This is a genomic window from Fictibacillus sp. FJAT-27399 (genome assembly GCF_001510655.1).
GTDB classification, from domain to species: domain Bacteria; phylum Bacillota; class Bacilli; order Bacillales; family Fictibacillaceae; genus Fictibacillus_C; species Fictibacillus_C marinisediminis.
Genome location: NZ_LMVC01000002.1, coordinates 417,908 through 438,825, shown reverse-complemented (window position 1 = coordinate 438,825; position 20,918 = coordinate 417,908). Strand labels below are relative to the sequence as shown.

Below are 20,918 nucleotides of genomic sequence, written 5' to 3'. Positions count from 1 at the left end.
CTTATACCCCTCTCTTATCCGGATGCCAAATGATTTTATGGAGCTGCATACTGACTTTGATATCTGACATGCGCTCTTCAAGGACTTTGTTTACAAGCTTTTCAGGCGGCATTGTTTCCCAGACCGGACTGAACAATACCTGTCCTTGTTTGTGATGTTGATTGACTACAGATGCAGCAAGTTCAAAATCTTCATCACTGCCGATTACAAATTTAATTTCGTCCTGCGGTTCCAAATGATCGAAATTCTCATGAACCATGCGATCCATCTCTTCAGAAGCCGGCAGTTTATAATCCATTACAAACCTTGCTTTGTTTTTAATTAATGGGTCGCTCTCCCTTAATAACTGAAACGCTTCAAGAGCAATAGCACCATTGGTCTCTATATGAATATCTTCAATTCTTTCAATTTCCGCCATCGCTTTTAAGAGCGCAGCCGATTTTTCTCTGTGGATCAGCGGCTCCCCGCCCGTAAAGCAGATCCGTTTTGATGCAAAAGAATTGATTCTCTGAATGATTTCTTCAATCGTTGCCTCAAATTCCGGCTTGGCTGGCGCATAGCTATAAGGAGTATCACACCATGTGCAGCGTAAGTTACAATGAAATACACGTACAAAAATGGTTGGAAAGCCTGCGGCCATTCCTTCGCCTTCAATAGTCTCGAAGATCTCTACCATCGGGACTTTCCACTGGGAGTAGACATCTGAGGATGGTAAGTTAAAGTGATTCGTCATGTTCCATCCACTCCCTTTTTAAGGTCGCATAGCTCGTGGGGGTTTCATATAAAACGATCTCTTCCAATCGGAATCCTTTATCTTTCCAACGATATTCCGTTAATTTTTTATCAAACTCTTCCCAGATCCAAACGATCATATTTTCAGCCGTTGTGTTCATCGGCGGCAGCACTTCATTTAAATAACGATGATCAAGCCTGCTCTCGATCGCCTCTTTATAAATTTTCTTAATGTCCCCAAAATCCATTGAGATTCCTACAGGGTCAACGAATCCGCTAATCGTTAGCACCAGCTTATACGTATGCCCATGCAGATTCTTGCATTTCCCTTCATAACAGTGAAGGTGGTGGGCGGCGTCAAATGTGAATTCTTTCGTTACAGCTACCCGTTTATGATGATACTTCAGCTTGCTTCGCTCAATATCCTCATCTATTTTTTGAACCTTTTTTGGAATTTCAAACTCCATATATTTTCATCCTTCCAAGAACATGGATAACCAATAAAAAAATCCCCATACAAACAGACGTATCGGGAGAGAGTGAAAGATTTTATAAGTTTCCACGCTCCCTAGTTTTTTTTAGCGAGGGGTGGGAATTTCGAACCCTCATTCATTGACTGCCCTTTAAGAATAGCAAAAAAGTCAGAAAAACTAAAGCTTTCTGTTATACTGGATGGGGAAAAGCTTACATAAGAAAAGGAGATGCTGAAAATGAAAGCAAGCAAATGGATTCTTGCCGGAGTCGCAGGCTTCGCAGCAGGATATGTAGCAGCAAAGCGAGCACCTCAGAACCTGACTCCTGAAAAAGCATTAAAACTGGTAAAGAGCCAGACCAAGGACGAATTTATGGTTACAGGTTCATGGATCAGCGTACATCCTGAAGAAGTAAAGCGCTTCGGGCTGCCGTTTACAGTATACAAAGGAGGCCTTTCCAGCACACTCAACTCCACCCTCACTCAATTTGATTTCATGATTGATGCCAAAACCGGAACGCTCCTTGATATCTCTAAACACGGTGAAAAAGCTAAAGTAATGGTATAGACACAAAAAAGCGCCGCAAACACTGCGGCGCCTTTTTTAGTTAAAGTTTTTCATATGATTGTACAAGTTGTTTTTAATTTTAAATTTAGTTGTTAGGTACTGGCCTTTCTCCCATATGGTAAGGAGGTATAGCGGTACAAGCAAGACAAGGGAGAGAAGCAGTATGATCACAACAAAATCCATCTTCGTGCCTACTTGATCCTCATGTGTTTTTTTGAACTGCTGCAGTTCTGGACCGGCTTTTGCCACTTCCTGCTCTGTCAGCATCTTATTGTCTTTCGCATTGTAAAAGACAATATCTTTGTGCTTGAAATAAAAAATGTTATCTCTAAGTGTCTTGTAGGAACCCATGCCTACGACGATCTCAGAAGTATCAAGCTTTGGATCATTGTTCGGAACAGTCTTAAGATCTGTAATCTCAATACTGTCTTTCTTGTAATCATAGTGCTTTTCTTTCAGGCCTTTTTCAATGGCTGCTTTCATTTCATTGTCTGCTGTCGCTCCAGCTGCAGAAGCGATAGAGGCAAAGGAAAAAACAAGAGTAAAAACGGATAATAGTGCAATAATCTTCCTTTTCATTATAATCCTCCTTGCTTTCAGTACAATTCCAATTCCAGTTCTAATCTCTTCCATCATATCATATTTTTCCTTTTTATTTGCCCACTTGAATTTGGAAATAATGTGACGGATTTTTGACAACTTAATCATTTGGGCGAGCAATGCCCTCGATCAGTTTTCCTTGATCATCCCATTTGACTGCTCTGTACACCGCATCATGGTAAAAAAAGTACCACGTATCTGACTTGATCCATTTTTGTTTTTCATAAATCGAAGTCATCGGATAATCATCATAAGCAAGCACCCAAAGCGGATTTTTATGCGCATGGGTCGGCATGATATCACCCAGATGATAGAGCACGGTTCCTTCTGTCTGTATTTCAATAATGCTGTGGCCGTCACTATGGCCTCCGGTATGAATCATCCTGATTCCAGGCAGAGGCTCAAATGATTCATTAAACGTTGTCACCTGATGCTCGATTGGCCTCCAATTTTCTTCCCAATATGTATTACTTGAACGGATATTCGGATCCTTCAGTTCCTTCCATTCGGTTTCAGAGGTATAGATGACAGCGTTTTCAAAAACAGGCTTTAGTTCGCCGTCTGCCATTTTCGTTAATCCGGAGGCATGATCAAAGTGCATGTGTGTCATCAAAACAATATCAATATCCCCCGCTGACATGCCCAAGGCTTCAAGACTTTCTTCAATCACAGATTCTTCATGAACGCCATAGTTCCGTTTTTGTTTGTCACTTAACTTCCCGCTGCCTATTCCTGATTCAATGAGAATATTCTTTCCGAATCCCTGCAGCAAAATCGGTTCTGTTCGTAATTCAATCTGATTCAGCTCATTCACAGCATACTTTTTACTCCATAGCGGTTTTGGAACCACTCCAAACATGGCTCCCCCATCCATATGGGTTACTCCGCCATCCAGCCAAGTTAACGTTAACTTGCCTACCTTCCAATGATCCATTGTGAGACTCTCCTTTGCAACTTTAAAAATAATCTGAATTCAGTGTACCATACTTTTTTTAATGCAAGCTACCTGCTGAATGTCTGGAACATAAAAAAAACCGGGAGTTATCCCGGGTTTTTTGAACGGAATTGCGCTTCAGTCCGATAGATCCTGTAGCCTTTGGAAGAAAATTTCTCTTCGTATTCCGTCATGATATTACCTTCATAATCACTTTTATGCAAATCAAGCCACACTTGTTTTAGAATCATGCCATATTTTGAGAAACTATGGAGAGAATACTCAAATAATCCTTGGTTATCGGTTTTAAAATGAATTTCTCCTTCGTCTTTAAGGATGGTTTCGAAAATGAAAAGGAACGATTCGTACGTTAGACGGCGCTTTTCATGCTTGTTTTTCGGCCAGGGATCCGAAAAGTTAAGATATACTCTGTCCACTTCACCCTGCTCAAAAAAATCAGTCAGCTTTTGGGCATTTTCTCTGATCAGTTTAACGTTGTCGATCTCTTCCGTAACAATTTTTTCTAATCCAGAGACAATGATGCTATCGTAAATTTCCATGCCGATATAGTTGATATCCGGATGAGCCTTTCCCATTCCTGTAACAAAACTTCCTTTACCCGTTCCTACTTCAATATGAATCGGATGATCGTTCCCAAAATATTCGTGCCATTTGCCTTTTAAATCAGCAGGATTCGGGGCAACAACCTCTGGATACTCATTTAGCTTTTCTTTTGCCCATGGTTTAAAACGCTGACGCATACTGATCTCCCTTTCTAACATCAAATACCATTTAACACCTTCGACATTTTAACATGAAACGCTGTTCAGAAAAAGGCTTCAATAAAGCCTACATTCAAAAAAAAAGAACCCGCAGCTTACGTCGCGGATAAATTCTTCCGTATTCCATACCCTATGATTACTGAATTTCATCAACAGTTTAAAAGAAGGACGTGAAGATATATGCCGCTTGATTATACCCATCAACTGACACTGTTAAGAGATATTCTTCAAGATCATCACACCGATTGCAAGGGCACGCCTCAGGAATGCGCCCAACTGGAGCGCCTGGCTACCCGGCTGATGCAGGATGGGAGTGTAAATAATGAAATCAAGGATGTCTTGGGTCTCATTAACACGTACAGTCACGATGGTTCAACTCATGAGAACCTTGAAGAACATATAACAAATCATAAGCCCCATATCGAAAATTGGCTGAATACCATTCAACCATTTCAAACTTCATAGCAAATTAACAAGGATTACCCGGGCAATAAATGAAAATTGTCGAACTTTTTAATTTATATAATAGCTTTCCTGCAAGACTTGCTTTAAAAAATTGTACCAGTATTCTTTTTCAGCTTCCTGTTTTCTCTCACTGTGCCAAAATACCGACAAAATGGTTTGTGCGATAATATACCAATGCATTCTCCGCTGAAGGTCCACGGTTAGTTCGACTCCATAGGTGGACAGCCATTTAGACCAATTTTCACGAGGAATATACCAGTATAGAAGCATACCAAGATCAAGAGCGGGATCAGCAATCATCGCACCGTCCCAGTCTATAAGATATAACTCGTTGGTTTCACTCAGCAGCCAGTTATTATGATTAACGTCACAATGGCAGACGACTTTATCGTCATGCTGGATGACGTTTTTTTGCAATTTTAAATAACGGACAGCCTCCTTTATTTTTGGAGGACATACCTGTTCTGCCTGGATATTTGTTTCAATATCATCAATAATCAGATCAGGAGTGAGCGGCTGTTTACCCAAGCGTTTTAACATATCAAGAAGTTCAGAAGACTTATGTATTCTGCCTAAAAGTCTCCCCACGCCATCATTCAGCATTTCAGATGCTTTTAATTCCCTTCCGTTCAGCCACTTTTGTGCCGTAATTACATCTCCGTTGCCCAATCTTTTTGTCCATAATAATTTCGGAACAATTCCTTCCGCAGAAAGTACCGCGAGAAAAGGTGACGAATTGCGCTTTAGAAAAAGAGTCTGATCTTCATATTTAGCTTGATATGCTTCTCCTGTTGCCCCACCAGCCGGCATAATCTTCCAGCCTTTGCCTAGTATGTGTTCCAAAACGTTCACCTTCAATCTCATGCGGAAAATTATTATGTCCTCTTTTATATCGGTTAACATACACTTTGTTTAAAATTAAAACCTCTATGAATACATTATTTTAACACAGCCTGAAGAAAAATCGTAGATATTTATGTTTCGTTAAAATTTTTCGCTATACTGAACGGCCATTGTAAATCCAAGGGGCGGAATGATGAGCGTCTCGGCATCTGTTTTATACAGCCCATCCTCTTTCACTTCCATTGCCTCTGCCGTAACTGTCCATTGGCCTGGAAACGGCAGCTGGTAAACCTTCTCGCTCTGATGGCCGTTGTATAAAAGGATAATATGCTTCCATGAATCCAGCTCGCCTATGTTCTTGATCATGTACCCGAACAATCCATCAGGCAGGTATTGAAGAAGAGATAAGCAGTCGGCAATTACCTCAGGTTGATCGATTCGGAAGGCGGGATGCTTCTTTCTAATTTGAATGAGTTCAGCCACATATTGTACGTCTGCTTCATATTTTGCTTTCCGTTCCCAATCAAGCCTGTTGATAATATCACCCGATTTATAGCTGTTGCCGTCTCCTTGCTTTGTTCTGAAAAACTCTTGGCCTGCATGAATGAATGGAACTCCCTGTGAAAAGATAGCAAGTGCTGTACCGAGCAAATGCCGTTTTCGCAGGACTGTCTCTTCTTCATAGGGATGCAGCGCACGAAGCCGGTCCCATAACGTGTGGTTATCATGGCATTCAATATAATTAATGCTTTGGCCTGGTGTTATGAACAACCCTTGCTCTCCCGAATTTCCGGATGCATTTTCATACATCCCTGCAATTTGGGAGGCGTCCCCATTAATGAATCCTTCATGTGCGTCATGAAAGATATTCCCTTTAACATGGTCACGGAAACGATCATTAAAGAATGAGATTCCCGGCATCTTAACTGCAGAATCAATACATGCCTTTTGGTCTTCATCCAGCCACGTATTCATCTTCCAGCCTTCTCCTAAAATAAAAACAGCAGGATTTACTTCCGCAAGTTCCCTGTAAATTTCGTTCATCGTTTTGATATCATGAATACCCATTAAATCAAACCGGAAACCATCTACTTTATATTCTTTCGTCCAAAACATCACTGAATCCATCATGAATTTCCTCATCATATATCGTTCTGAGGCTGTATCATTTCCTACGCCTGTTCCATTGACAGGATTCCCTCCATAATCAAACCTAAAGTAATAGCCAGGCACAATCTTTTCAAAATCAGATGTCTCCCTGATAAAAACATGGTTATAAACAACATCCATAATGACACGAAGACCATTTACGTGCATAGATGAAATCAGTGCTTTAAATTCCTTGATTCTTGAAATCGGATCTGCGGGATCGGTCGCATAAGAGCCTTCAGGCACATTGAAATGGAGCGGATCATAACCCCAGTTGTACTCCGTATCTGCCTTTGTTTCATCAATACTTCCGTAATCATTGACGGGCAAAAGCTGGACATGCGTAACACCCAGCTTTTTCAAGTGATCGATTCCTGTAACAGAATGGCCAGGACCTGCAGTGCCTGTTTCTGTAAACGCAAGGAATTTACCTTTATGCTGCATGCCGCTTAACGGATGAATAGAAAAATCCCTGACATGGACTTCATATATGATACTGTCTGTCTTTTTGATGGGAGGAGGGGTAAGAGCAGTATCCCAGCCCACAGGATCGGTCTTGCTTAAGTCGATCACAACTCCCCTTTTTCCATTGATCGTCACGGCTTTCGCATAGGGGTCCACAGCTTCATTGACCGCATGATTTACTCTGACAAGGTAACAATATTCATTTAAATGGTGATCACCTGCTATCTCCGTTTCCCATACCCCTCTATCTCCCAATCTCATCGGGTGTTCAAAGGCTGTACTCACACTCGTAAACAGCTTCAGCCGAACAGAAGAAGCGGTCGGCGCCCAGACTTTAAAACTGGTTTTTTCAGAGGTATACAAAGTGCCAAGATCACTTTTTTCATACGCGAAGACTTCATCAAACTCTTTTGTTCTTACAACCGCCCCCGTCTTTAACGGGATTCTTCCTCCGTTAGGGTACACAACCCAATAATCCCGTTGGATAGGAATTTTCTGATCAAGCACCATATGAAAAAGCAGCCGGTCCTCCAACCGCTGTTCAGAAATCTTTTTTAATGGGTAAACCCTTTCAAGGTCTGTTACGTAAAAATAGGCCTCCCTCGGCACTTCGGTAAAAATGACGAGTGTGACCATTGTAAATGTATCAAGATAGGCTTCGATCTGTTCTGCTTCCGCAACACGTTTATGATTGTTCAAAATGCCGATCCACCCCCTAAATAACCAATGCTTTCCGAGAATCACGCAGTATTCACCGTTCATTACAGTCTATGTATAACAGGCTCGTCGGGTTTTTTTGTCCAAAAAAACCCGACGAGCCTATCAGACGATACACTCTTCTTATTTTATCCAAATGATAGAAAAACAGAATTCACTTTGCTCAACTTTCCCGCGAAATTAAACTTTTATAGACAGTGCAGAGGGAATGACGGAACATTCAACAGGTGTTGTGCCGAGCAATTCTCCATCCGCCTGAACCGTTAACGGCTCTTTACTTGCTATGGAGATCCGTCTTCCTTCGAGAATGGTTACACCATCCAGCTCCTTATGGTTACCCGAGAATACGGTAACAAAAAGAAATAGCAGCTTTAATGGGTGCAGGCCGTGGACAATACACAGCTCAAGCAGGCCATCATCCGGTCTTGCAGAAGGGCATATTTTCATTCCGCCCCCGTAATAGGGCATATTGCCGGCAGCGATCAGCCAAACCGATGAAAACTGGTGCTCGCAGCCATCCACAGTAACGGCAGCATCCACCGGTGTATAGGAAAAAAGAAGACGGAACATGCTTACGGTATAGGCAAAGTTTCCTGCACCGAAGCGCTGGAACCATTTCTTGTACCATGATCGATTGGTCAGCTTGGTCACTTCCCCGTCAAACCCGATTCCGGCTGTACTCACGAATAATTCATTTCGTCTTTTATTGCCTGGAAAGCTGAGAACCCCAGCGTCAATGACTTTATTAGGGTTCTGTTTATTTAAAAGGCTTCTTTTTAAAATATAGGCCAGACTCTTTTTCTTATTGAACCCCAACCCCCGAATAATGTCATTGCCAGATCCGCCTGGGAGAAAGCCGACCGGTACTTCAGGCATATCCTTCAGTCCGTTGATTACTTCATGGATGGTCCCATCCCCGCCTACAGTAATGATAGCTTCGATCTGATCCCGATTAATGTAGGAGATCTTTTTGGCAATTTCAAGCGCATGACCCTCACTCTCCGTATAGTAGGAGCGGTAAGGAACATCCTCGGCTGAAAGAATCTTTTTTACGGCCTTCCAGGTTTTTTGAGCCTTTTTATTGTTTGCATGAATAATAAATAAATAGAGTTTCATTTGCAGTCCTTATCCTTTAAATATGAATAAGATAGAATTCGACATAGACCGTCATTACTCCTCTAATCTGCTGTTTCCTTCCCATTCCGGCTGCAGAAGGGAGTTGGTGACAGAAGCCTTTAGCAGGGCATCGATGAATTTTAATTGGTGGCTCTTCGGCGGGCTTGGATCACCAGCCACTCTGGTATACCAAGATCCAAAGGTACGCTTATCGACCACCTGGACATCAATCCACTTCGGCGGGATATCGACATAACCGTTCTGGCATAAAACTGCTTTTTTCAACTGCAGCCTGTCTTTGTAGGGCTCCAGATAAGGCTTAAGCACAAAATCCATTCTTTCCAGTGCGATAAAAGGATTGACTACCTTTTTACTCTTCTGTCCATCATCAGTACGCTTCCAAAAGTGTTTTGTGTCCTCCTGATAAATGGCATCTTTCCCCTCCAGCAGCACGATACACCAGATCGCCCCCGGCCCAGCCAGAATGACTTCCAATTCTACCGGTGCCTCTTTATGCAGGATAGCTGGTTTGTAAAATAAAAAATAGCTATCCGGAATTTTAGTAGTTAAAAATTGCAGCTGTTCGTCGTTCAAATAGCATGGGTCCAAATTTGAGAATTCTTTAACCGTCGAGCTTGCCCACTTAAGCTGGGAGGTAAAAATCTTTCTTGAAATGGAAGTCCTTTGATTCTTCCCTTCTTCAGCCCGCCTTTTTTTTAGCGCAACAAATCGGCTCTGGTAGTGATAAAGATTTAATTCATACCGAGACACATAGTCTTCAAGTTTTACGAGCTGAGCCAAATGCCATCTCCCTCTCCTTTTTATATTAAGGTGATTCTATAAAAACCATGCCGCAAAAAGCGGCACGAGAACGGAAGCAATAATGCAGCTCAATCCCATTGCCACTGAGCTGTATGCCGCTGTTTCTTCACCGAACTCCATCGCTTTGGATGTGCCGATCGCATGGGATGACGTTCCAATTCCTAATCCCCTGGCCAGGGGAGTCTTCAGCCTCAGCCAGTTGAACCACCTTGGCGCAAAAACAGCACCGGAAATTCCGGCAATTATCACAAAAACAGAAGCAAGCGCAGGTGAGCCATGGGTTAATCGGGCAATTTCCATCGCGACTGGTGTGGTTACAGATTTCGGAAGCATGGAGAGGATGATCCTTTTGTTCGTTCCAATCGCACTGGCAAAGAGAAAAACAGTAAGAACACCTACAAGGGTACCTGTAAATACGCCTACAATTATGGATACAAGGTGGCGTTTTAAACTTTCTCTGTATAAATACAGAGGATAAGCGAGAGCTACCACACCGGGTCCGAGCAGCTCTTCAATCCATTTTCCTCCTGCCATATACTTCTCATATGGAATATGAGTGAAAAGAAGTAGCAGGATCATGACAAACGTCGTTGTCAGAACAGGGATAAGAAAAGGCGAGTTCCATTTTTCATATACCTTTTTCATAGCGATAAAAAGGAGCACAGTTATGAGAATAAAAATAAGACTAGTCCAGAACATTGCTGACAGACTCCTTCTTTGACATGAGACGTTCACTCGACCAGCCTGTGGCAGCTACAACTAATAACGTAGATACCGCCGTTGCGGCAATGAGCAGCAGTCCTTTCACGGAAAAAAGGGTTGGATAGTTCATGATTCCTACAGTGACAGGGATAAAGAACAGCGGCAGATAGGCTAGCATAAATTGCGCACCCGAGCTCACCCAGGTGCTTTTAAATTTCCCTGTACAGAGGGCTATAAACAATAAAATCATTCCGACAACACTTCCTGGAATGAATAAATGCAAACTTTCTGATATCCAAACACCTAGCATATGAAACAAATACAAAACACCAATCTGAAATACAATCACAAAGGCTTTCAATGTTCGTCCTCTCCTTTAAGATTAAACTCTTCGATGACATTATACTTAGGCACTTTATCCAGGTGAGTTTCGTAAAGCACAATGGAGCGAACTTCAAACGTCAGCCCGGCAACCGGATTGATCATGTTTTCATCAAAAACGCTATTAATGGAGGCTTCAGCGTCCTCCCACCTCTTAGCAATAGTAATATGGGGAGAATACGGCCTGGTTTCTACCGGAAAGCCCGCTTTCTGGCAAAGGCCGTGTACCGTTCTCTGCAAAGTAAAAAGGCCCGCCTCTTTTTCTACTCCGAGCCAGAATATACGGGGCTGGCCCAGCTTGCCGAAAAATCCTGCTCTTGATACCGTAAGAGAAAAAGATGGAAGATCATGAATATTCATATGAAACGATTCTTTTAGATTGATAAGCTGATTTTGACTGGTTTGTCCAAGAAAAGCCAGCGTCAGATGCAGATCCTCTTGATGAACCCATTGTTTAAAAGGTAGCTTTTCTTTGAGCACTTCGGATAATTCACCAATCGTGCGTTTTACATGAGAAGGAATTGGAACGGCAGCAAAAATATGTCTATTCATACATTCTTTCATCTCCTTTAAAAAGGAATTATTCCTATCTTACCAAAAAGCATCACCGTACAACCATCCAAAAGCTTTCATGTTTTATTTTAAAAGTTGGATTTGTTATACTTTTTGTAATTAGTTAAAGACAGGGATGTGCAAATCATCATGAAAGTTGTTCAAAACATAGCCGAATTAATTGGAGATACTCCTCTTGTCCGATTGAATCATATACCTGACCCAGACGGGGCCTCCATCTATGTGAAACTCGAATATTATAATCCAAGCCGGAGCCTAAAGGACAGGGCTGCCTATAACATGGTCATTGAAGCGGAAAAATCAGGTCAATTAAAACCTGGGGATACGATTATTGAACCGACATCCGGAAACACGGGAATCGGTCTGGCGATGAACGCGGCAGCCCGAGGGTACAAGACAGTGATCGTTATGCCAGATACAATGACGGCCGAGAGAATCAATCTTCTCAAAGCTTATGGTGCAGAAGTCGTGCTCACACCAGGAGACGAAAAGATGCCTGGGGCCATCAATAAGGCAAGAGAACTGCTGGCCGAAAACCCTGAAAACAGTTTTATGCCAATGCAGTTCGAAAACGCTGCGAATCCAGATGCCCACCGCACAACCACTGCCGTTGAAATCATTGAAGCGATGCAAGAGCTGAAAAAGCCGTTGAGCGCCTTCGTTGCTCCTGCCGGCACGGGAGGTACCATTACCGGGACTGGCGAAACACTAAAAGCAGCTTTCCCCGACATGACAGTGCATGTGGTAGAGCCGGCGGGTTCTCCTGTTTTATCAGGAGGCAAACCAGGCAAACATAAGCTGGTAGGAACCAGCCCTGGTTTTATACCGTCAATCTTAAATCAGAACGTCTATGACGAAATCATAAATGTAGAGGATGAACCGGCTTATACGACCGTCAGAAGACTCGCTGCAGAAGAAGGTATCCTCGTTGGCCCATCGTCCGGGGCAGCAGTCTATGGTGCCGTTCAAACCGCCAAAAAGCTTTCCAAGGATGACGTTGTTGTCTGTATCACCTGTGATTCTGGAGAGCGTTATCTATCCACTGATCTGTTCCAATTCGAATAAAAAGAAAAAAGACGGCTCAAGGTCCACATGTGGGATCATGAGCCGTCTTTTTATACACCAGAACTGAGTCCAAGCTTATCTTTGGACTGCAGCCGCAATAATATTCCAATCATAAAGAGGCCTGCAAAAGAAAGAATACCGAAGAAAAGATAGGTGCAAAAGATTGAATACTTATCAAAGATAATGCCTCCCAAAAACGTACAGAACCATGAACCGAGTCCATTACCTACAGCAGTATATAAGGAAACCGCTGTAGCCCGCACATCAGAGGGAGTATTCTCCCGGATGTATTCCATTGCCGCCGGAATAAACAAACCGACGGAAAAGCCCTGGACAACAGTCGTTAAGAGCACAACAGTGATTGACGGCTGAAAGAAATAAAAGGTCCATCTTAAACCAGAAACCGCTGCCGCAAACATCATGATTTGGATAACACCATACTTTCTCAGTGCGATGCCCGACAGTTTCATGAATGGCGCTTCACTGCCGGCCGCAAGCAGGAATGCGATACCTACTCCAGTCAGGGTTCCGCCAATTCCCTGGATATAAAAGCTGAAATAAAAATTGTTCGCAAAGATAGGACCAAAAATAAGAAATGTGGTTATTAAAAACACCATATACTTCGGCATTCTAATCAACGCAGAAAGGCCGGAAAGCAAATCCACTTTCAGCAACTCACCTTCTCTCGGCATGCTTCTAATCAGCAGCAAACAAAGAAGCAAGCTTAGAGCGAACGAATAAAAGATGATGGAAATGCCCGACATCTCCGATAACTTTCCCATAATGAATACAGCTACTGCAAAACCAATCGCCCCAAACAGCCGGTAATTCCCGTACTCCTGCTTAGTCTGGTTTACGTAATTCAAAAGAATACTGTCTGATATCGGTACGATCGCACTTTGAAATAACGCCAGCAGGATCAGTATGATGAACAGCCAACCGTACGTGCCAATAAACAGCACGGCATAGCCGATTAATCCCGTAAGAAGAAGCGATACAGCGAGTACATGCTTCGGCTTTTTCGTATAATCTGTAATGATTCCCCACATCGGCTGCGCAAAAATCATCACTATAGGGCTCAATGACATTAACGTACCGATCTCAGTTCCCGAAAGCCCGGCCTCTTCCTTAAAGTAAACACCGAGCAAAGGAAACAAGCTGCCAAAGGCAAAGAAAGTAAATAAATAAAAACCTTTCTGGCTTAAAGAAGTTCTTTTCTGACTAACCACTTTTGTCCCTTCTCCCCAATCCCTTTTCTCTCAATCAAACGTATGGACACAGATTATCTGGCCAATTCATAAATAGCCTGTGCATAAATGGCTGCAGCACTGAATAAATCGTCCAGGAACATGTATTCATCTTTTTGGTGAGCAACATCTTCCCTCCCAGGAAATAATGCCCCAAACGCCACACCCGCTTCTAATGATCGTGCGTATGTCCCGCCTCCGATAGCGATAGGATTACCAGGCTGGCCCGTTTGTTCTTCATACACCTTTTTTAATGTCTGAACCAACTCATGATTTTCATCTACAAAATGAGGCTTCGTATGCTTTGTCACCTCTAGGGAAAAACCTTTTACATCCACCAGTTTTTGAAGTGTATTCAATACCGTTTCTCCTGAATGCTTGACAGGATACCTGATATTCAGACCGATGGTCCCTCCGGCTTCCCGGCTGTAATCAAACACCCCTGGATTTAACGTTAAAATTCCGCTAACATCATCCTCTGCCTTAATTCCAAGCTCTTCACCTGAAATGCTTCCAAGATTATCCTTAACAAAACCAATGTAGGCTTTTCCCTGTTCATCAAGATCTGCTCCAGATAAAAATGAAGCAAGCAAGACTCCCGCATTCACACCGAATTCAGGCGTACTTCCGTGCGCAGACTTCCCGATTAGAGTTAGAGTTAGGCCAACATCATTTTTGGAGGAGGAACCGGTTAAATTGCGGCTTTTTAAAAATTGTTGAAAGCTTTCTTCAAGCTCTTCACTTCCTGATATCACCGCTTCCGCCTGATCTGGCACCATATTGAGCCTGCGTCCAGAAGAAAAGGATTCAAGCACATTAGGATGCTGGCGATTATCGGCGGCAGCTCCCTGCTTTAAATCAATGTTAAGCATCCCTTTCTCGGCATGGATAATTGGAAAATCGGCATCCGGCGCAAACCCGGATGAAGGCATTTCTTCATGCTTAAAGTAATGATCCACACAGCGCCATAGGCTTTCCTCATCCGTTCCAAGAATCAGCCTGACTCGCTTGGATAAAGGCAGGCCAAGTTCCTTTATCATCTTCATCCCGTAAAAAGCAGCCATCGTTGGACCTTTATCATCAATGGCACCCCTGGCAAAGATCTTACCATCCTTAATCTCTCCTCCGAACGGATCCACCGTCCATCCATCACCGTCGGGAACAACATCAAGATGGCCGAGAATTCCGATTAATTCTTGTCCTTCTCCTATTTCAATATGTCCGGCAAAGCCGTCAACATTTTTAGTCTGCATACCCTGTGCATTGCCCAGTTCAAGCATGTAATCCAAGGCCATTTCAATCCCAGGCCCAAATGGAGCTTTAGCAGTGACTTTATCTTCATCCAGCACACTCCTGATCTGCAGCAGGCCCTGTGTATCCTTAAGCAGATTTTCCTTCCTTTTTTCGATTTCTTCTTTCCAATTTACATTTTTCATACTGCTCACCTTTCTCCATTCAATTCTTATGTACCATCTCATGTTTCAGTACTACTAGGTACTCGTTCAAACGAAAAACCACTCTTTATTTTAGCTTATATTACCAAAAAGGTAAAAAAACACAGAATAATGACGATATAAAGACTGCTCATTTGCTTTTTTTTCTGAAATAAAGTATAATATCGCGTAAATAGGAGGTGTGGTTGTTAAAACGTAAACGATGAATGCTTTGTTTTGTTTATTAAACAAGCGGTCATTACATGCTGCGAAGCCGCCAATCACCTGAGAAATAGAGAGAGAAATCATGATATGAAATCATGGCCAAGCAGCGAAGAACCGGATTGTGGAGTCTTCGCTTTTTATTTTAATCTCATATTTAATGAAAATTTAAACATTTTATCATAATAAATTAATGATCTTTTACTATAATTTATTATGAACGACAATACTGTATAGGGAGTGGTTTTTTGAGTCCTTCAACTAACCGTATGTTGAACCGTGTAAAATCCATGTATCTTTTTATAAAAAGGAAAGGGACTGTTACAACACGAGAATTGGTTGAAGAATTTGGGACTACGCAGCGCACTATCCAGAGGGATCTAAATGTATTGGCTTATAACAACCTGGTCACCAGCCCGAGCAGAGGCTTGTGGCAAACAACTTCTAAAAAAGTAAAAGTATCTTAACTAGGAAAAGCAAAAAGCGCCCCGTTTAAGTCCTCGAGGGCGCTGCAGCTAGACATCACCTCTTGTGAAGTGCTTTTCTAATGAGATAACCCCCATCCACATGGAAAGGGGGTTTTTGTTTGCTATTCTTTAAAAAAGCGGCTTAATGTCATCCTTATCATTCACCAAGTGGTCTTTGAGCTCCGGCTCAACGACCCACTTCTCTTCCACCCAGTTTGGTTGGCCTGCGATCGGCATGTATTTGTTGCCTTCACCTAAAAGTTTTGACCAAAACCCCTCAGCGATCTCAAGGGCAACTGCTTTTTTTGAAATGGTATCCAGGATGACATCTTTAATCTTGCCGATTTTTTCTCCGTCAATGGTTTCAACTGTCCACCCATCAAATATGGAGGAGGCCATGCACTCTTCAGGCTCTTCGATTTGACGTTCGTTACCTTGGTAGACAATGTCGTCATCAAGTGAAATGATATCGTGCAATGGAATATAATACGTTTCTTTATAATAAGACCTTGCAGCGACCGGATAGCCTGTACCGCTCAGCGGCGTGCTTTGTGAACCGATGCCGCTCGTTGCTGCTTGCATGTTCAGCACATTTTTATCAATAGGATCAAAAGATTCTTCATTTCCGGGATCGGCAGGAACTGTTTCCTCAAACGACAGGTAACAGAGCGAAAAATCATATTTATTCAGAAGAATGCCATTTAAGTCAATGTTATCTTCCTTTGTTTCTGCGTGCTTTACTTTTTTTCCGAGTAAATCGTTAGCTTTTAATAGCATAAAACATTCCTCCTTTTTTTAGCTATTACCCGAAATTACCTTTTAAAAAACCTCTCTCTCCGATAAACGTTCCAGTTCTTCTGCTGTCAGTTCTCTGTATTCTCCGAGCTTCAGCTTCTCATCGAGCTTTAGTCCTCCCATTTGAATGCGCTTTAAATAGGTGACTTTTTTCCCGACCGCTTCAAACATTCTTTTCACCTGATGAAATTTCCCTTCTGTAATGATAAGCTCAATTTCTGACACCTCTCCTGAATGGAGGATGGAAAGAACTCCAGGGTTGGTCTTGTATCCATCTTCAAGAGTAACTCCATCATTGAACGCATCCACATCTTCCTGTGTTACAACTCCTTTAATTTTCGCATAATAGGTTTTAGGTACATGCTTTTTAGGGGATAAAAGCGAATGGGACAATTGTCCGTCATTCGTTAGTATGAGGAGACCTTCTGTATCTTTATCCAGGCGGCCGACAGGAAAAGGTGAAAGAATCTGATCCTGCTCTTCCAGAAGATCGATGACCGTCTCCTGTACATGATCCTCCGTTGCCGATATTACCCCAGGCGGTTTATTCATCATGAGGTAAATGGTATCTTTAAAGACCACTTCTTCTCCGTGTACAGTTACCTTCTGCATTTCAGGATTCACTTTTGTCTTGCTGTCTTTCACAGGTACTCCGTCCACGAAGACAGCACCTTTCTTCAGAAGCTGTTTCACTTCTTTTCTGGTTCCGAATCCCATATTGGCTAATAATTTATCAATTCGCATTTTTTTATTGGACCTCATTTCTTTTTATAAGTATATTTTCCTATAAATTTACAAAATTTTGCTTTATAATTAGTAAACGCGGGTATTTTAGTACTATAGGAGGAGATTGTTAGATGAAACGGAAAATCGGCCTGCTGGCGACTGCCAGAAAGAAACTGAACCATCCCGCAGCAGCTATAGATTTATACATAAGTCCTTTGTTCTTAAAATCTGTTCATTTTGCAAAGCAGAATTATGACGCATTTTATTTTTACAGCGCAAAAGAAGGGTTTCTTACTCAGGATCAGTGGATCGAGCCCTATAATGTTTCGATTAAGAATTTTTCCCCCAAGGAAAAGCACGATTGGGCGCGGAAAGTCGTAAAAGAGCTGCTAAATCATGAAAAACCGGAAGAATGCACCGTTTATTTGCATGGAGGCTGGGTTTACAGAGAACATCTTCAGCCAGAGCTGGCTAAGGCCGGTTTCCAGTTTGAAGTGCCACTCGAAGGCTATAGTATCGGCAATCAGCTGAAATGGTACGATGAACAAAAGGATTAATGCCAGAAAAGAAGGCCCATAAAGGACCTTCTTTTTACGTTGCTTTCTGTTTTTTTCTTTTCAGGAAACTGAACCGCTGTCCCAATACAATCTGTATCAAACCAGATTTGTAGGATAGGGCGAAATAAACGAGCCCTCCTAAGAGAATGCCAGCTGCCAGAACGGCAATGCCTCTGGTCTTCGTATAAACCCCATGAAATGAACTTTCAATCGGAGCTTTGATGACATAAACAGCGGCTGCCATAGCCAAACCGAAAGCAATGATCAGGATGGCGCGGCGGAATACCCACTTGAACGAGAATTCTCCATATTTCTTAATCACATACAGATTGATTAAAATGGAAACCGTGTACCCGATGTTGGTTGCAATTATTGAGCCGACGCCTTTCCATAAATAAATGAGAGGAATGTTTAGGGTCAGCTTAAACAAGATGCCGACTAAAAGACTGAACAGCGCGTATTTTTGCCGGTTTAAACCCTGCATGATCGCCGCGGTAACCGTAAACATCGCAAACCATATTCCCGATAGAGAATACCAGCGCAGAAGCTCGCCGCCCAGCTTGATGTCGTTGAGTGTAAAGAGCGTTCCATAGGCTGGATAAGAAAGGACCGATAAACCGACTGCTGCTGGCACTGTTAAAAACAAAGTGATCTGAAAAGATTGTGTGATCTGCTTGTTTAACGCGTCATAATCCCCTTCTGTATAAGACTTTGTGATGATGGGGATAAGGGTTAGAGCAAATGCCGTCGCAAGGGACACCGGAATCATAACAAGCTGATGTGATGTCTGTGTGACCATCGCAAATACATCTTCTGCCTTTGGCTGGCTGTAGCCCGTCCGCTGCAGTGTGTTAACAATCGTAAACTGATCAATAATTTTATAGAGCGGGATTGCAAGTCCAACGGCTACAAAAGGCACCGCATACGAAACAATCTCGCGATAGATTGCTGGCAGGGAAACCCCCGAATCCACAGTGGACTGTTCGTACATTTTTTTCAAATAAGGACGCCGTCTGTTCCAGTACCAAAGGAGAACAAGCAGTCCTCCCACTGCCCCTACCGTCGCTGCAAAAGTGGCAAGGCCTACCGCAGTGGTCAAGGTGCCGTTCAGCACATGGATGACAACGTAGCTCGCAATAAGAATAAATAATATTCGTATAACCTGTTCAACCACTTGGGAAACTGCTGTTGGACCCATGGATTGAAATCCTTGAAAATAACCTCTGATCAGGCTCATGGAAGGAACAAAGATCAGAGCAGTACTTACCATCCGAATAACAAAGGTAATATCATCTACAGTATTTCCGTTTCCGCCATGTTTTCCAAGGATGTTTGACGATAACACGGGAGCGATGAAATAAAGCACAAGGAATGCGGCAAAGCCGGTCAACGTCATGATGAACAATCCAGATTTCAGCAGCTTCCGGCCTGTGGCGTAATCGCCGAGAGCGTTATATTTTGATACGAACTTTGAAACGGCCAGCGGTACGCCCATCGTTGCGATACTTAGAAGAATCGTGTAAGGATTATAAGCGTATCCGTATAGTGCAAGACCTTTTGTTCCAACAAGAGCATTAAACGGAACAATATAAATCAATCCGATAAATTTTGAAAAGAATGTTGCTGCAGTTAAAATTAACGTTCCTCGCAATAACCGAGACATGAATCCATCTCCTACTATTTAGTGCTGCAAATAAGCATACTTTAATTTAATCTTCTTGAACAACATTAGTATTGTAACATAAGCACTCTGCCGAGACAGAGTTTTTCATTTCACAAAATTTATGGTATCTTTTTGGTTGTAATAAAAGGAAGCAGGTGCATACATGAAATATGATGTAGTGGTTATTGGAGGAGGCCCTTCCGGTTTGATGGCCTCGGTCGCTGCAGCATCAAAGGGCAGCCGCGTGCTGCTCATTGATAAAGGAGACAAGCTTGGCAGAAAGCTTGCTATTTCAGGAGGAGGCCGGTGCAATGTAACGAATCGGCTCCCGATTGATGAAATTATTAAACATATCCCCGGCAACGGGCGTTTTTTATACAGTGCGTTTTCAATCTTTAACAATGAAGACATCATCTCTTTTTTTGAAGGGCTTGGTATCGCTCTGAAAGAAGAAGACAACGGGAGGATGTTCCCTGTCAGCAACAAGGCCGGCGATGTTGTGGCTGCCCTTTTAAAGAAAATTGAATCACTGAACGTAAAAATCTGGACAAACACCCCAGTAGATACCGTCAATTACACAGACGATCATGTAAAAGAAGTTGTTCTAAAAAACGGTACCGTCATTCCTGCGAAAGCTGTCATTATTGCAGTCGGAGGAAAATCGGTCCCTCATACCGGGTCAACAGGAGACGGCTATGCCTGGGCAAAAAAAGCAGGGCACACCATTACAGAACTGTATCCTACAGAAGTTCCGATCACCTCTTCCGAACCTTTTGTTAAATCCAAAACACTGCAGGGTATTTCTCTCCGCCAGGCAGACCTTTCCGTTTGGAATCCGAAGGGAAAGCTGATCAAATCTCATAGAGGGGACATGATCTTCACACATTTCGGAATTTCCGGACCTGCTGCCCTGCGATCAAGCCAGTATGTTGTAAAAGCACTGAAAAAGTTTGAAACCAAATCGATAACGATGTCCATTGATTCTTTTCCGGATCAAAAAGAAGAAGAACTGTTTCAATCCGTAAATAGCCTCTTAAAAGAAGATCCGAAAAAAGCGATAAAAAATGTTCTGAAAGGCTTTCTGCCAGAACGATATTTGCTGTTCTTATTGGAGAAAGCGAACATATCGCTTGATGTGACGAGTGAACACCTTAACAAACAAAGCCTGCGCCAGTTCGTCTCAATGCTTAAACGGTTTTCATTTGAAGTGAACGGCACACTTTCCATCGAGAAAGCGTTCGTAACAGGCGGCGGTGTTTCCATCAAGGAAATTGAACCAAAGAGCATGGCCTCAAAGAAGAAAGAAGGACTTTATTTCTGCGGAGAAGTTTTAGATCTGCATGGCTATACCGGTGGCTATAACATAACGGTTGCCTTCGTTACCGGACATTTGGCAGGTACGAATGCTGCAACACATTAAGA

23 protein-coding genes are annotated in these 20,918 nt (G+C 42.6%); 6 read left to right on the top strand and 17 right to left on the bottom strand.

What is annotated here, in order from left to right:
• Window position 1 precedes the first annotated feature (1 nt).
• Both AR335_RS07310 and queD read right to left on the bottom strand, forming a co-directional pair.
• Window positions 2-733 carry a 7-carboxy-7-deazaguanine synthase QueE gene (locus AR335_RS07310; RefSeq protein WP_062233728.1) on the bottom strand — a complete coding sequence of 244 codons (732 nt, stop codon included), beginning with the start codon at window positions 731-733 and terminating at the stop codon, window positions 2-4.
• The gene (queD, locus tag AR335_RS07305) at window positions 717-1,199 is read right to left on the bottom strand and encodes a 6-carboxytetrahydropterin synthase QueD (protein ID WP_062233725.1); all 483 of its coding nucleotides are present in this window, start codon (window positions 1,197-1,199) and stop codon (window positions 717-719) included. The genes AR335_RS07310 and queD overlap by 17 nt, the downstream gene beginning before the upstream one ends.
• Before the next feature lie 243 nt (window positions 1,200-1,442).
• Between queD and AR335_RS07300 the strand changes: the two genes are divergently transcribed.
• Window positions 1,443-1,772 carry a PepSY domain-containing protein gene (locus AR335_RS07300; protein WP_053357520.1) on the top strand — a complete coding sequence of 110 codons (330 nt, stop codon included), beginning with the start codon at window positions 1,443-1,445 and terminating at the stop codon, window positions 1,770-1,772.
• A 36-nt stretch (window positions 1,773-1,808) separates the two neighbouring features.
• Here AR335_RS07300 and AR335_RS07295 read toward each other — a convergent pair whose 3' ends face one another.
• The 3 genes from AR335_RS07295 to trmB all read right to left on the bottom strand — a co-directional run bounded on the left by AR335_RS07295 (window position 1,809) and on the right by trmB (window position 4,067).
• Complete coding sequence (locus AR335_RS07295) at window positions 1,809-2,351, bottom strand: hypothetical protein (protein WP_156418893.1); 543 nt, start codon at window positions 2,349-2,351, stop codon at window positions 1,809-1,811.
• A 121-nt stretch (window positions 2,352-2,472) separates the two neighbouring features.
• Complete coding sequence (locus AR335_RS07290; RefSeq protein WP_062233719.1) at window positions 2,473-3,306, bottom strand: YtnP family quorum-quenching lactonase; 834 nt, start codon at window positions 3,304-3,306, stop codon at window positions 2,473-2,475.
• A 107-nt stretch (window positions 3,307-3,413) separates the two neighbouring features.
• Window positions 3,414-4,067, bottom strand: coding sequence for a tRNA (guanosine(46)-N7)-methyltransferase TrmB (trmB, locus tag AR335_RS07285; RefSeq protein WP_062233716.1), 654 nt, complete (start codon window positions 4,065-4,067; stop codon window positions 3,414-3,416).
• A gap of 201 nt (window positions 4,068-4,268) precedes the next feature.
• On the opposite strand from trmB, the gene AR335_RS07280 reads away from it, so the two are divergent.
• A complete protein-coding gene (locus AR335_RS07280) occupies window positions 4,269-4,553 on the top strand; it encodes a YtzH-like family protein (RefSeq protein ID WP_053357516.1) in 285 nt (94 codons plus the stop codon).
• A 48-nt stretch (window positions 4,554-4,601) separates the two neighbouring features.
• On the opposite strand, the gene AR335_RS07275 is transcribed toward AR335_RS07280, so the two are convergent.
• The 7 genes from AR335_RS07275 to thpR all read right to left on the bottom strand — a co-directional run bounded on the left by AR335_RS07275 (window position 4,602) and on the right by thpR (window position 11,300).
• Window positions 4,602-5,396 carry a phosphotransferase family protein gene (locus AR335_RS07275; RefSeq protein ID WP_062236941.1) on the bottom strand — a complete coding sequence of 265 codons (795 nt, stop codon included), beginning with the start codon at window positions 5,394-5,396 and terminating at the stop codon, window positions 4,602-4,604.
• Between the two features lie 141 nt (window positions 5,397-5,537).
• Complete coding sequence (pulA, locus tag AR335_RS07270) at window positions 5,538-7,709, bottom strand: type I pullulanase (protein WP_062233713.1); 2,172 nt, start codon at window positions 7,707-7,709, stop codon at window positions 5,538-5,540.
• Window positions 7,710-7,907: 198 nt separating this feature from the next.
• The gene (locus AR335_RS07265) at window positions 7,908-8,843 is read right to left on the bottom strand and encodes a diacylglycerol/lipid kinase family protein (protein WP_062233710.1); all 936 of its coding nucleotides are present in this window, start codon (window positions 8,841-8,843) and stop codon (window positions 7,908-7,910) included.
• A 54-nt stretch (window positions 8,844-8,897) separates the two neighbouring features.
• Window positions 8,898-9,644, bottom strand: a complete 747-nt coding sequence (locus AR335_RS07260) for a hypothetical protein (RefSeq protein WP_062233707.1) — start codon at window positions 9,642-9,644, stop codon at window positions 8,898-8,900.
• Between the two features lie 36 nt (window positions 9,645-9,680).
• A complete protein-coding gene (locus AR335_RS07255) occupies window positions 9,681-10,364 on the bottom strand; it encodes an LrgB family protein (RefSeq protein ID WP_062233703.1) in 684 nt (227 codons plus the stop codon).
• The gene (locus AR335_RS07250; protein ID WP_156418892.1) at window positions 10,351-10,728 is read right to left on the bottom strand and encodes a CidA/LrgA family protein; all 378 of its coding nucleotides are present in this window, start codon (window positions 10,726-10,728) and stop codon (window positions 10,351-10,353) included. Before AR335_RS07250 ends, AR335_RS07255 begins: the two co-directional genes overlap by 14 nt.
• Entirely contained in the window at window positions 10,725-11,300 is a 576-nt protein-coding gene (gene thpR / locus AR335_RS07245; RefSeq protein WP_062233700.1) for an RNA 2',3'-cyclic phosphodiesterase, read from the bottom strand. Before thpR ends, AR335_RS07250 begins: the two co-directional genes overlap by 4 nt.
• A 150-nt stretch (window positions 11,301-11,450) precedes the next feature.
• On the opposite strand from thpR, the gene cysK reads away from it, so the two are divergent.
• On the top strand, window positions 11,451-12,386 hold the full coding sequence (gene cysK / locus AR335_RS07240; protein ID WP_062233697.1) for a cysteine synthase A: 936 nt from the start codon (window positions 11,451-11,453) through the stop codon (window positions 12,384-12,386).
• A 50-nt stretch (window positions 12,387-12,436) separates the two neighbouring features.
• On the opposite strand, the gene AR335_RS07235 is transcribed toward cysK, so the two are convergent.
• Window positions 12,437-13,615, bottom strand: coding sequence for an MFS transporter (locus AR335_RS07235; protein WP_062233694.1), 1,179 nt, complete (start codon window positions 13,613-13,615; stop codon window positions 12,437-12,439).
• A 53-nt stretch (window positions 13,616-13,668) separates the two neighbouring features.
• The gene (gene pepV, locus AR335_RS07230; protein WP_062233690.1) at window positions 13,669-15,069 is read right to left on the bottom strand and encodes a dipeptidase PepV; all 1,401 of its coding nucleotides are present in this window, start codon (window positions 15,067-15,069) and stop codon (window positions 13,669-13,671) included.
• A gap of 467 nt (window positions 15,070-15,536) precedes the next feature.
• Here pepV and AR335_RS23015 point away from each other — a divergent pair, with 467 nt between their 5' ends.
• On the top strand, window positions 15,537-15,755 hold the full coding sequence (locus AR335_RS23015; protein WP_082316176.1) for a DeoR family transcriptional regulator: 219 nt from the start codon (window positions 15,537-15,539) through the stop codon (window positions 15,753-15,755).
• A gap of 129 nt (window positions 15,756-15,884) precedes the next feature.
• Here AR335_RS23015 and AR335_RS07225 read toward each other — a convergent pair whose 3' ends face one another.
• Together AR335_RS07225 and AR335_RS07220 are read right to left on the bottom strand one after the other, a co-directional pair.
• Window positions 15,885-16,532, bottom strand: a complete 648-nt coding sequence (locus tag AR335_RS07225; RefSeq protein WP_062233687.1) for a PRC-barrel domain-containing protein — start codon at window positions 16,530-16,532, stop codon at window positions 15,885-15,887.
• 42 nt (window positions 16,533-16,574) lie between these two features.
• Entirely contained in the window at window positions 16,575-17,294 is a 720-nt protein-coding gene (locus AR335_RS07220) for a pseudouridine synthase (RefSeq protein ID WP_062233684.1), read from the bottom strand.
• Window positions 17,295-17,407: 113 nt separating this feature from the next.
• Here AR335_RS07220 and AR335_RS07215 point away from each other — a divergent pair, with 113 nt between their 5' ends.
• Window positions 17,408-17,833, top strand: coding sequence for a DUF6884 domain-containing protein (locus AR335_RS07215; protein WP_062233681.1), 426 nt, complete (start codon window positions 17,408-17,410; stop codon window positions 17,831-17,833).
• Window positions 17,834-17,867: 34 nt separating this feature from the next.
• Here the strand turns inward: AR335_RS07215 and AR335_RS07210 are convergent, their stop codons facing one another.
• Window positions 17,868-19,496: a putative polysaccharide biosynthesis protein gene (locus tag AR335_RS07210; protein WP_062233678.1), complete on the bottom strand. Its 1,629-nt coding sequence runs from the start codon at window positions 19,494-19,496 to the stop codon at window positions 17,868-17,870.
• A gap of 163 nt (window positions 19,497-19,659) precedes the next feature.
• Here AR335_RS07210 and AR335_RS07205 point away from each other — a divergent pair, with 163 nt between their 5' ends.
• Window positions 19,660-20,916, top strand: coding sequence for an NAD(P)/FAD-dependent oxidoreductase (locus tag AR335_RS07205; protein ID WP_062233675.1), 1,257 nt, complete (start codon window positions 19,660-19,662; stop codon window positions 20,914-20,916).
• Window positions 20,917-20,918 lie beyond the last annotated feature (2 nt).